Here is a 10,579-nt window from a genome sequence, read left to right on the forward strand (position 1 = left end):
AAATGTATAAAATAATAAGTGTTGATAACCTACAGAAAAAATCTGTGAGCTATTTAGCAATAATTGAACATCAATGTGCAATGTTTTTTACGGGATGCGGGGCAGTAAAAAACGCACAAAATGTTTAGCCTTACCGAATAAGCCTCTTTTTACAGGGAGTTTGAAATTACTCTTTGCAAAAACAAAAAGTTAACAAAAAATTCACCATGCATTCAATGAATAAACATTATTAACATTAACTTCAAAAATTGATTTTAATCAATATTTAAATGTTGGAAAAGAGCATCAAAACTGGTTAAATTGTCCGTGATCAAATTCCCTGAAAAGCGATAGATTAGCCATAAATTGATCGCTGTCGAAAAAAGCAAATCTGACCCACTAAAAACCTGTTTATTGTAAGGGTTTTACGGCGTAATATATTTGCGGGATCAATTTGGGTTTTTTATTAACATGTTTGTAACCTTTCATCATTACTGTTTCCTTCCCGAGGGGATAGTACGATGAGAGGCCGCAAATAAATTTGTATTGGGGCATGCGTGTGACCCTTTCTAACGGGGTTCACTCTCGGAGTCTTCATGCGATGAGCAAGGAGTCATGATGTTAGATATAGTCGAACTGTCGCGCTTACAGTTTGCCTTGACCGCGATGTACCACTTCCTGTTTGTGCCGCTAACGCTCGGTATGGCGTTCCTGCTGGCCATTATGGAAACGGTATACGTCCTTTCCGGCAAACAGATTTATAAAGATATGACCAAGTTCTGGGGCAAGTTGTTTGGTATCAACTTTGCTCTGGGTGTGGCTACCGGTTTGACCATGGAGTTCCAGTTCGGGACAAACTGGTCGTACTACTCCCACTATGTTGGGGACATCTTCGGTGCGCCGCTGGCCATCGAAGGTTTGATGGCCTTCTTCCTCGAATCCACCTTTGTAGGTCTGTTCTTCTTCGGCTGGGATCGTCTGAGTAAAGTTCAGCATATGTGCGTCACCTGGCTGGTGGCTCTGGGGTCCAACCTCTCCGCGTTGTGGATTCTGGTAGCGAACGGCTGGATGCAAAACCCAATCGCTGCGGATTTCAATTTCGAAACCATGCGTATGGAAATGGTGAGCTTCTCTGAACTGGTGCTGAACCCGGTAGCACAGGTGAAATTTGTTCACACTGTGGCGTCCGGCTATGTCACCGGCGCGATGTTCATCCTCGGTATCAGCGCTTACTACATGCTGAAAGGTCGTGACTTCGCCTTTGCTAAACGCTCCTTTGCTATTGCCGCCAGCTTCGGTATGGCTGCCGTACTGTCCGTTATCGTACTCGGCGACGAATCCGGTTACGAAATGGGCGACGTGCAGAAAACCAAGCTCGCTGCGATTGAAGCTGAATGGGAAACGCAACCTGCTCCGGCCTCCTTTACCTTGTTCGGTATTCCTGACCAGGACAAACAGGAAAACCATCTGGCGATTCAGATCCCTTATGCGCTCGGTATTATCGCTACGCGTTCCGTGGACACGCCGGTTATTGGCCTGAAAGATCTCATGGTTCAGCATGAAGAGCGTATCCGTAACGGGATGAAAGCCTATGAACTGCTGGAACAGCTGCGCGCCGGTTCTACCGACCAGGCCGTTCGCGACCAGTTCAACAGCATGAAGAAAGATCTCGGTTACGGCCTGCTGCTGAAACGCTATACGCCTAATGTGACTGACGCGACCGAAGCGCAGATCCAGCAAGCGACGAAAGATTCCATTCCTCGCGTTGCGCCGCTGTACTTCGCTTTCCGTATCATGGTGGCGTGCGGCTTCCTGCTGCTGGCGATCATCGCACTTTCCTTCTGGAGCGTGATTCGTAACCGCATCGGTGAGAAAAAATGGCTGTTGCGCGCGGCGCTGTACGGTATTCCACTGCCGTGGATTGCGGTTGAAGCAGGTTGGTTCGTCGCCGAGTATGGTCGTCAGCCGTGGGCGATCGGCGAAGTGTTGCCGACAGCCGTGGCGAACTCATCGCTGACCGTGGGCGATCTGCTGTTCTCCATGTTCCTGATTTGCGGCCTCTATACCCTGTTCCTGGTGGCAGAATTGTTCCTGATGTTCAAATTTGCACGCCTTGGCCCAAGCAGCCTGAAAACCGGTCGCTATCACTTTGAGCAGTCCACCGTGACTTCTCAGCCGGCACGCTAAGACAGGAGTCGTCAAATGATCGATTATGAAGTACTACGTTTTATCTGGTGGCTGCTGGTTGGCATTTTGCTAATTGGTTTCGCTGTCACCGATGGGTTCGACATGGGGGTGGGGATGCTCACCCGTTTCCTCGGTCGTAACGACACCGAACGTCGAATTATGATTAACTCTATCGCCCCGCACTGGGACGGTAACCAGGTGTGGTTGATCACCGCGGGCGGCGCGTTGTTTGCTGCCTGGCCGATGGTTTACGCTGCGGCGTTCTCCGGTTTCTATGTGGCGATGATCCTGGTGCTGGCGTCTTTGTTCTTCCGTCCGGTCGGTTTTGATTACCGTTCCAAGATTGAAGACCCGCGCTGGCGCAACATGTGGGACTGGGGCGTGTTCATCGGTAGCTTTGTGCCGCCGCTGGTGATTGGCGTGGCCTTTGGCAACCTGTTGCAGGGCGTACCGTTCCATGTGGATGAGTATCTGCGTCTGTACTACACCGGTAACTTCTTCCAGTTGCTGAACCCGTTTGGTCTGCTGGCGGGTATCGTAAGCGTAGGGATGATCATCACGCAGGGGGCGACTTACCTGCAAATGCGTACCGTTGGCGAACTGCACCTGCGCGCGCGCGCCACCTCGCAGATTGCGGCGCTGGTGACATTAGTGTGCTTTGCGCTGGCGGGCGTTTGGGTAATGTATGGTATTGATGGTTATGTCGTGACATCCGCGATTGATCATCATGCCGCCTCTAACCCGCTGACTAAAGAAGTGGCGCGTGAAGCTGGCGCCTGGCTGGTGAACTTTAATAATGCTCCGATCCTGTGGTTGGTTCCGGCTCTGGGCGTGGTTCTGCCGCTGCTGACTATCCTGACTTCCCGTATGGAGAAAGGCGCGTGGGCATTCCTGTTCTCTTCGCTGACCCTGGCCTGCATTATTCTGACGGCGGGTATCGCTATGTTCCCGTTTGTGATGCCGTCCAGCACGATGATGAATGCCAGTCTGACCATGTGGGATGCGACATCCAGCCAGATGACGCTGAACCTGATGACCTGGGTTGCGGCGGTGTTCGTACCGATCATTCTGATCTACACCAGCTGGTGTTACTGGAAAATGTTCGGTCGTATCACTAGAGAACATATTGAAAGCAACACCCACTCTCTGTACTAAGTAAGGAGCTTAAAATGTGGTATTTCGCATGGATTCTGGGAACGCTTCTTGCCTGTGCATTCGGGATCATTACCGCCCTGGCGCTTGAGCACGTTGAAGCGGGTAAAACCGGTCAAGAAGAAAGCTAATGACCCATATTATCGCAAAACTGTATGCGGTAATGGACAAGCGCCCGTTAAGGGCGCTTTCCTTCGTGATGGCGATAGTGCTGGCAGGATGTATGTTCTGGGACCCGTCACGGTTTGCCGCCAGGACCAGCACGCTTGAAATCTGGCACGGATTACTGCTGATGTGGGCGGTTTGCGCAGGCATAATCCACGGCGTGGGTTTTCGCCCTGAATCCGTACACTGGCAAGGGATTTTTTGTCCGCTCCTTGCGGATATTGTCCTTATCGTCGGCCTGATTTTCTTCTTCTTGTGAATAAGAAACCTCCTTAAAAATATAGGGGCTTGCATAAGCCCATATATTTTTACTCTCCCTTAACTTCCCCCCATTCCCAAGCCTCATTCCCGCGCGTATAGTAGCAACGTTTAAAAGCTCTACTTTTGTTGCATTACCGGGATGTAAAGTGAATACAAGGCGATATACAACGGCATTCTTGAGGCATTACGGCGGCAAGCGGATGACGCCAACAAAGAGGCTGCAGGGATGAATAAGTATATGTTTCGATGGCCAATTCGAGTTTATTACGAAGACACGGACGCCGGCGGTGTGGTTTATCACGCCAGCTATGTCGCTTTTTATGAAAGAGCGCGCACGGAGATGCTGCGTCACCATCACTTCAGCCAACAGGTGCTGCTGGCGGAGCGGGTCGCCTTTGTGGTGCGCAAGATGACGCTGGAATACTATGCGCCTGCGCGGCTCGACGATATGCTTGAAGTTCAAACAGAAATTACGTCAATGCGTGGCACCGCTTTGGTTTTCACGCAACGCATTGTCAACGCAGAGAACACGCTGCTAAATGAAGCAGAGGTTCTGATTGTTTGCGTTGATCCACTCAAAATGAAGCCTCGTGCGCTTCCTAAGTCTATTGTCGCGGAGTTTAAGCAGTGACTGACATGAATATCCTTGATTTGTTCCTGAAGGCAAGCCTTCTGGTTAAACTTATCATGTTGATTTTGATTGGTTTTTCAATAGCATCCTGGGCCATCATTATCCAGCGAACGCGTATCCTGAACGCCGCTGCGCGTGAGGCGGAAGCGTTTGAAGATAAATTCTGGTCCGGAATCGAACTATCGCGTCTGTACCAGGAAAGCCAGGGGAGACGCGATAGTCTGTCGGGCTCGGAACAAATCTTTTATAGCGGGTTCAAAGAGTTTGTCCGGCTCCATCGCGCCAACAGCCATGCACCGGAGGCCGTGGTAGAGGGGGCGTCGCGTGCGATGCGCATCTCCATGAACCGAGAGCTGGAAACGCTGGAAACGCATATCCCGTTTCTTGGCACGGTAGGCTCTATCAGTCCTTATATCGGTCTGTTTGGCACCGTATGGGGGATTATGCATGCGTTTATCGCCCTGGGCGCGGTGAAACAGGCTACTCTGCAAATGGTTGCGCCGGGTATTGCCGAAGCATTGATTGCCACGGCGATTGGTTTGTTTGCCGCCATCCCTGCGGTTATGGCTTACAACCGACTGAATCAGCGCGTGAACAAGCTGGAACTGAATTACGACAACTTTATGGAAGAGTTCACCGCGATTCTGCACCGCCAGGCGTTTACCGTAAGCGAAAGCAACAAGGGGTAAGCCATGGCCAGAACGCGTGGACGAGGTCGTCGCGAACTTAAGTCCGAAATCAATATTGTACCGCTGCTCGACGTACTGTTGGTGCTGCTGCTGATCTTTATGGCAACCGCGCCGATCATTACCCAGAGCGTGGAGGTCGACTTGCCGGAGGCGAATCAGTCGCAAGCGGTCAGTAGTAACGACGATCCACCGGTCATTATTGAGGTTTCCGGAGTAGGGCAATACAGCGTAGTGGTTGATAAAGATCGAATGGATCAACTGCCGTCTGAACAGGTGATCGCAGAAGTAAAGCGTCATCTGCAGGCTAATCCGAAAACAGTCTTTTTAATCGGCGGCGCGAAAGAGGTGCCGTACGATGAAATAATTAAAGCGCTGAACTTGTTACACAGCGCGGGCGTAAAATCGGTTGGCTTAATGACGCAGCCAATCTGAAGTCTGCGTCCCGTTGGCTTGAAAGACGGCGAGTAACAGGCGAACAGTTTTTTGGGAACCGAGAGTGTCAAAGGCAACCGAACAAAACGACAAGCTCAAACGGGCGATAATTATTTCAGCCGTGCTGCATATCATCTTATTTGCAGTGCTGATCTGGAGTTCGTTTGATGAGCATATAGAGGCTTCTGCCGGCGGCGGCGGTGGTTCCGCTATCGACGCGGTGATGGTCGATCCTGGCGCCGTTGTGCAGCAGTACAACCGTCAGCAGGATCAACAGGCCAGCGCCAGACGCGCGGAAGAAGAGCGTAAAAAGCTGCAACAGCAGCAAGCAGAGGAGCTGCAGCAGAAGCAGGCTGCCGAACAGGAGCGGTTGAAACAACTTGAGAAAGAACGTTTAGCGGCTCAGGAGCAGCAAAAGCAGGCTGAAGAAGCGGCAAAACTGGCACAACAGCAACAGCAACAGGCCGAAGAAGCGGCGAAAGTGGCGGCGGACGCGAAGAAAAAAGCGGAGGCCGAGGCGGCGAAAGCGGCGGCGGACGCGAAGAAGAAAACAGAGGCCGAAGCGGCGAAAGCGGCGGCGGATGCGAAGAAGAAAGCAGAGGCCGAAGCGGCGAAAGCGGCGGCGGATGCGAAGAAGAAAGCAGAGGCCGAAGCGGCGAAAGCAGCGGCGGAGGCGAAGAAGAAAGCGGAAGCCGAGGCGGCGAAAGCGGCGGCGGAGGCGAAGAAGAAAGCAGAGGCCGAGGCGGCGAAAGCGGAGGCGAAGAAGAAAGCGGATGCCGAGGCGGCGAAAGCAGCGGCGGACGCTAAGAAGAAAGCGGCTGCCGAAAAAGCGGCCGCCGCAGAAGGCGTCGACGATCTGCTTGGCGATCTCAGCTCGGGTAAGAATGCGCCGAAAACCGGCGGCGGCGCGAAAGGGAATGGTCAGCCATCGAAAGATAGCGGTACATCGGGCGCTAACGGTGGGGCGACAGGCGCTGATATCAGCGCCTACGCGAAACAGATTCAGGTTGCCATTCAGAGCCGTCTGTATGATGCGAGCCTGTACCAGGGCAAACAATGTGTCTTGCATATTAGCCTGGCGCCGGATGGCTCATTAAAAAGCATTACGTCTGAGGGCGGCGATCCGGCGCTTTGTCAGGCGGCGTTAATGGCGGCAAAAACCGCGAAAATTCCTAAACCGCCAAGCCAGGCTGTTTATGAGAAAATAAAGGATGCCAAACTAGACTTTAAACTGTAGATACTTTTCTTTATGGAAGTTGGAGCAGTTGAGTTGTTACTGGTCCTGGTGGTTTTGTGTATTTGAGTTTGTTAACATTCTGCTAAATTATCGTGGGTCGCAGGCCCAGGTATGGGAGATATGATGAAGCAGGCATTACGAGTAGCATTTGGTTTTCTGATGCTGTGGGCGGCGGTGCTGCACGCAGAAGTCCGTATCGAGATCACCCAGGGGGTGGACTCGGCGCGACCGATTGGCGTTGTGCCTTTTAAATGGGCCGGGCCGGGCGCTGCGCCTGAAGATATCGGCGGCATCGTGGCGGCAGATTTACGCAATAGCGGTAAATTTAATCCGTTAGACCGGTCCCGACTGCCGCAGCAGCCAGCCACCGCTCAGGAAGTTCAGCCTACCGCATGGTCTGCGCTGGGTATTGATGCCGTCGTCGTTGGGCAGGTCACGCCGAATCCGGACGGTTCCTACAATGTTGCTTATCAGCTGGTTGACACTGGCGGCGCGCCGGGGACTGTACTGGCGCAAAACTCTTATAAAGTGAACAAGCAGTGGCTGCGTTATGCAGGCCACACTGCCAGTGACGAAGTCTTTGAAAAACTGACGGGCATTAAGGGCGCGTTCCGTACTCGTATCGCCTATGTGGTACAGACTAACGGCGGTCAGTTCCCGTATGAACTGCGTGTGTCGGATTACGATGGCTACAATCAGTTCGTAGTGCACCGTTCTCCGCAGCCGTTGATGTCTCCGGCGTGGTCTCCGGACGGCTCAAAACTGGCTTACGTGACATTTGAAAGCGGTCGCTCCGCTCTGGTTATCCAGACGCTGGCAAACGGCGCAGTGCGTCAGGTTGCGTCCTTCCCGCGTCACAACGGCGCGCCGGCCTTCTCGCCGGATGGGACGAAACTGGCGTTCGCGTTATCGAAAACCGGAAGTCTGAACCTGTACGTTATGGATCTTGCTTCCGGCCAGATTCGTCAGATAACGGACGGGCGTAGCAACAATACGGAGCCGACCTGGTTCCCGGACAGCCAGACTCTGGCCTTTACCTCTGACCAGGCTGGACGTCCGCAAGTGTATAAAATGAACATTAACGGCGGTGCGGCGCAGCGTATTACCTGGGAAGGTTCGCAAAACCAGGATGCGGATGTCAGCAGCGACGGTAAATTTATGGTAATGGTAAGCTCAAATAACGGGCAGCAGCACATTGCCAAACAAGATCTGGTGACGGGTGGCGTACAGGTTCTGTCGTCAACGTTCCTGGATGAAACGCCAAGTCTGGCACCTAACGGCACGATGGTAATCTACAGCTCTTCTCAGGGGATGGGATCTGTGCTGAATTTGGTTTCTACAGATGGGCGTTTCAAAGCGCGTCTTCCGGCAACTGATGGTCAGGTGAAATCGCCTGCCTGGTCGCCGTATCTGTGATAATAATTAATTGATTACTAAAGGAATTAAAGAAATGCAACTGAACAAAGTGCTGAAGGGCCTGATGATTGCCCTGCCTGTTATGGCAATCGCGGCATGTTCTTCCAACAAGAACGCCAGCAATGACGGTAGCGAAGGCGGCATGCTGAACGGCGCCGGCACTGGTATGGACGCTAACGGCAACGGCAACATGTCATCTGAAGAGCAAGCGCGTCTGCAGATGCAGCAGCTGCAGCAGAACAACATCGTTTACTTCGATCTCGACAAGTACGATATCCGTTCTGACTTCGCGGCAATGCTGGATGCGCACGCTAACTTCCTGCGTAGCAACCCGTCTTACAAAGTCACCGTAGAAGGTCACGCGGACGAACGTGGTACGCCTGAATACAACATCTCCCTGGGCGAACGTCGTGCTAACGCCGTTAAAATGTACCTGCAGGGTAAAGGTGTTTCCGCTGACCAGATCTCCATCGTTTCTTACGGTAAAGAAAAACCTGCCGTACTGGGCCACGACGAAGCGGCTTACGCTAAGAACCGTCGCGCTGTACTGGTTTACTAAGAGAATTGCATGAGCAGTAACTTCAGACATCACCTGTTGAGTCTGTCGTTACTGGTTGGCATAGCGGCCCCCTGGGCCGCTTTTGCTCAGGCGCCAATCAGTAGTGTCGGCTCAGGCTCGGTCGAAGACCGCGTCACTCAACTTGAGCGTATCTCTAACGCTCACAGCCAGCTTTTAACCCAACTTCAGCAGCAGCTCTCCGATAATCAGTCCGATATCGATTCTTTGCGCGGCCAAATCCAGGAAAATCAGTATCAACTGAATCAGGTGATGGAACGCCAGAAGCAAATTATGCTGCAGCTGGGGAGCTTAAATAATGGCGGCGCAGCGCAGCCAGCAGCTGGTGACCAGAGTGGGGCGGCAACCGCTGCGACCTCCGCTCCGGATGCCGGTACGGCAACCTCAGGGGCGCCGGTACAAAGTGGCGATGCGAATACCGATTACAATGCGGCAATTGCGCTGGTGCAGGATAAGTCTCGCCAGGATGATGCGATTGTGGCGTTTCAGAACTTCATCAAGAAATACCCTGATTCTACTTATCAGCCGAACGCCAATTATTGGCTGGGCCAGTTGAATTACAACAAGGGTAAAAAAGATGATGCCGCCTATTATTTCGCCTCGGTAGTAAAAAACTATCCTAAGTCGCCGAAGGCTGCGGACGCGATGTACAAAGTTGGCGTTATCATGCAGGACAAAGGTGATACGGCAAAAGCGAAAGCGGTTTATCAGCAGGTGATTAACAAATATCCTGGCACTGATGGCGCGAAACAGGCGCAGAAGCGTCTTAACGCGATGTAATGCGTACCATGCGACCAGAAAACGCCTTTTTTCTGGTCGCGTCGTGCGATTCCTAAGCAGTTGAGCCCTCTGCGTCGAAATTTTTGTTGCGCTCAAATCTGAAATCAGTAATATATGCCGCCGTTGCCACGGGATATTAAACAACTCGAAAGCAACGTAAAAGTGGGTCGTTAGCTCAGTTGGTAGAGCAGTTGACTTTTAATCAATTGGTCGCAGGTTCGAATCCTGCACGACCCACCAATCGTTCGGTGGAAACGAGAATAAAGCGTGAAGGATAACGTTGCATCAGCAACGGTGCCGTAGGGCGAGGCAAAGCCGAGTCATCCTGCACAACCCACCACTAACTTCGGTTAGTCAGTAATATCCAGCGTAGTATCGGGTGATTAGCTCAGCTGGGAGAGCACCTCCCTTACAAGGAGGGGGTCGGCGGTTCGATCCCGTCATCACCCACCACTCGGGTCGTTAGCTCAGTTGGTAGAGCAGTTGACTTTTAATCAATTGGTCGCAGGTTCGAATCCTGCACGACCCACCAATTTAACATCAAACTCAGATGTTGAACGTGAAGGATAACGTTGCGTCAGCAACGGCCCGTAGGGCGAGGCGAAGCCGAGTCATCCTGCACGACCCACCATCTTTAGATGGTCCGAGTAAAATCTTTCAGGCAGTACCCGTATGGGTCGTTAGCTCAGTTGGTAGAGCAGTTGACTTTTAATCAATTGGTCGCAGGTTCGAATCCTGCACGACCCACCATCCTGAATGATTGAAGCAGTAACCCTTATCAAGGGGTCGTTAGCTCAGTTGGTAGAGCAGTTGACTTTTAATCAATTGGTCGCAGGTTCGAATCCTGCACGACCCACCAATGTAAAAAAGCGCCCTAAAGGCGCTTTTTTACTATCTGCAATATGGAAGATTCGAACCTGCCGCAGGTTTGGGTCTCACGCAGTGAGACAACGGAGCCGCTTGCGGCGACGGCCCGAAGGGCGAGCGAAGCGAGTCATCCTGCACGACCCACCAATGTAAAAAAGCGCCCTAAAGGCGCTTTTTTACTATCTGCAATATGGAAGATTCGAACC

At 52.2% G+C, this 10,579-nt stretch carries 11 protein-coding genes, 5 tRNA genes and 1 other RNA gene; all 17 read left to right on the forward strand.

The window, feature by feature from the left end; all coding sequences use genetic code 11:
• The first annotated feature begins 597 nt into the window (after window positions 1-597).
• The 17 genes from cydA to NA624_RS07090 all read left to right on the forward strand — a co-directional run bounded on the left by cydA (window position 598) and on the right by NA624_RS07090 (window position 10,520).
• Complete coding sequence (gene cydA, locus NA624_RS07010; protein WP_000884369.1) at window positions 598-2,166, forward strand: cytochrome ubiquinol oxidase subunit I; 1,569 nt, start codon at window positions 598-600, stop codon at window positions 2,164-2,166.
• A 15-nt stretch (window positions 2,167-2,181) separates the two neighbouring features.
• Window positions 2,182-3,321, forward strand: coding sequence for a cytochrome d ubiquinol oxidase subunit II (cydB, locus tag NA624_RS07015; RefSeq protein ID WP_000568259.1), 1,140 nt, complete (start codon window positions 2,182-2,184; stop codon window positions 3,319-3,321).
• A gap of 14 nt (window positions 3,322-3,335) precedes the next feature.
• Window positions 3,336-3,449: a cytochrome bd-I oxidase subunit CydX gene (cydX, locus tag NA624_RS07020; protein WP_000270278.1), complete on the forward strand. Its 114-nt coding sequence runs from the start codon at window positions 3,336-3,338 to the stop codon at window positions 3,447-3,449.
• Window positions 3,449-3,742 (forward strand): cyd operon protein YbgE, encoded by a 294-nt coding sequence (gene ybgE, locus NA624_RS07025; RefSeq protein ID WP_000148790.1) that lies wholly within the window; start codon window positions 3,449-3,451, stop codon window positions 3,740-3,742. The genes cydX and ybgE overlap by 1 nt, the downstream gene beginning before the upstream one ends.
• Window positions 3,743-3,970: 228 nt before the next feature.
• Window positions 3,971-4,375 carry a tol-pal system-associated acyl-CoA thioesterase gene (gene ybgC / locus NA624_RS07030; protein WP_001046240.1) on the forward strand — a complete coding sequence of 135 codons (405 nt, stop codon included), beginning with the start codon at window positions 3,971-3,973 and terminating at the stop codon, window positions 4,373-4,375.
• Window positions 4,372-5,064 carry a Tol-Pal system protein TolQ gene (gene tolQ / locus NA624_RS07035; protein ID WP_000131318.1) on the forward strand — a complete coding sequence of 231 codons (693 nt, stop codon included), beginning with the start codon at window positions 4,372-4,374 and terminating at the stop codon, window positions 5,062-5,064. The genes ybgC and tolQ overlap by 4 nt, the downstream gene beginning before the upstream one ends.
• Window positions 5,065-5,067: 3 nt before the next feature.
• Entirely contained in the window at window positions 5,068-5,496 is a 429-nt protein-coding gene (tolR, locus tag NA624_RS07040; protein ID WP_000124676.1) for a colicin uptake protein TolR, read from the forward strand.
• A 64-nt stretch (window positions 5,497-5,560) separates the two neighbouring features.
• Window positions 5,561-6,733 carry a cell envelope integrity protein TolA gene (tolA, locus tag NA624_RS07045; protein WP_108468096.1) on the forward strand — a complete coding sequence of 391 codons (1,173 nt, stop codon included), beginning with the start codon at window positions 5,561-5,563 and terminating at the stop codon, window positions 6,731-6,733.
• 123 nt (window positions 6,734-6,856) lie between these two features.
• Window positions 6,857-8,149, forward strand: coding sequence for a Tol-Pal system beta propeller repeat protein TolB (gene tolB, locus NA624_RS07050; protein WP_001562341.1), 1,293 nt, complete (start codon window positions 6,857-6,859; stop codon window positions 8,147-8,149).
• Between the two features lie 34 nt (window positions 8,150-8,183).
• Window positions 8,184-8,708: a peptidoglycan-associated lipoprotein Pal gene (pal, locus tag NA624_RS07055; RefSeq protein ID WP_001176621.1), complete on the forward strand. Its 525-nt coding sequence runs from the start codon at window positions 8,184-8,186 to the stop codon at window positions 8,706-8,708.
• A gap of 9 nt (window positions 8,709-8,717) precedes the next feature.
• Entirely contained in the window at window positions 8,718-9,506 is a 789-nt protein-coding gene (gene cpoB, locus NA624_RS07060; protein ID WP_000097551.1) for a cell division protein CpoB, read from the forward strand.
• A 164-nt stretch (window positions 9,507-9,670) separates the two neighbouring features.
• Window positions 9,671-9,746 (forward strand) — tRNA-Lys (locus NA624_RS07065).
• A 137-nt stretch (window positions 9,747-9,883) separates the two neighbouring features.
• Window positions 9,884-9,959: transfer RNA gene (locus NA624_RS07070), tRNA-Val, on the forward strand.
• A 3-nt stretch (window positions 9,960-9,962) separates the two neighbouring features.
• A tRNA-Lys gene (locus tag NA624_RS07075) sits at window positions 9,963-10,038 on the forward strand.
• 142 nt (window positions 10,039-10,180) lie between these two features.
• A tRNA-Lys gene (locus tag NA624_RS07080) sits at window positions 10,181-10,256 on the forward strand.
• A gap of 33 nt (window positions 10,257-10,289) precedes the next feature.
• Window positions 10,290-10,365, forward strand: a tRNA-Lys gene (locus NA624_RS07085).
• A 29-nt stretch (window positions 10,366-10,394) separates the two neighbouring features.
• Window positions 10,395-10,520: non-coding RNA, RtT sRNA (locus tag NA624_RS07090), on the forward strand.
• The last annotated feature ends 59 nt before the right edge of the window (window positions 10,521-10,579 follow it).

Source organism: Salmonella sp. NW38, assembly GCF_051807745.1.
Classification (GTDB): domain Bacteria; phylum Pseudomonadota; class Gammaproteobacteria; order Enterobacterales; family Enterobacteriaceae; genus Salmonella; species Salmonella enterica.

Bases quoted from the DNA above. Each gene is read 5' to 3' on its own strand.
- cydA (WP_000884369.1), top strand. From the start codon at position 598: ATGTTAGATATAGTCGAACTGTCGCGCTTACAGTTTGCCTTGACCGCG.
- cydB (WP_000568259.1), top strand. From the start codon at position 2,182: ATGATCGATTATGAAGTACTACGTTTTATCTGGTGGCTGCTGGTTGGC.
- cydX (WP_000270278.1), top strand. From the start codon at position 3,336: ATGTGGTATTTCGCATGGATTCTGGGAACGCTTCTTGCCTGTGCATTC.
- ybgE (WP_000148790.1), top strand. From the start codon at position 3,449: ATGACCCATATTATCGCAAAACTGTATGCGGTAATGGACAAGCGCCCG.
- ybgC (WP_001046240.1), top strand. From the start codon at position 3,971: ATGAATAAGTATATGTTTCGATGGCCAATTCGAGTTTATTACGAAGAC.
- tolR (WP_000124676.1), top strand. From the start codon at position 5,068: ATGGCCAGAACGCGTGGACGAGGTCGTCGCGAACTTAAGTCCGAAATC.
- tolB (WP_001562341.1), top strand. From the start codon at position 6,857: ATGAAGCAGGCATTACGAGTAGCATTTGGTTTTCTGATGCTGTGGGCG.
- pal (WP_001176621.1), top strand. From the start codon at position 8,184: ATGCAACTGAACAAAGTGCTGAAGGGCCTGATGATTGCCCTGCCTGTT.
- cpoB (WP_000097551.1), top strand. From the start codon at position 8,718: ATGAGCAGTAACTTCAGACATCACCTGTTGAGTCTGTCGTTACTGGTT.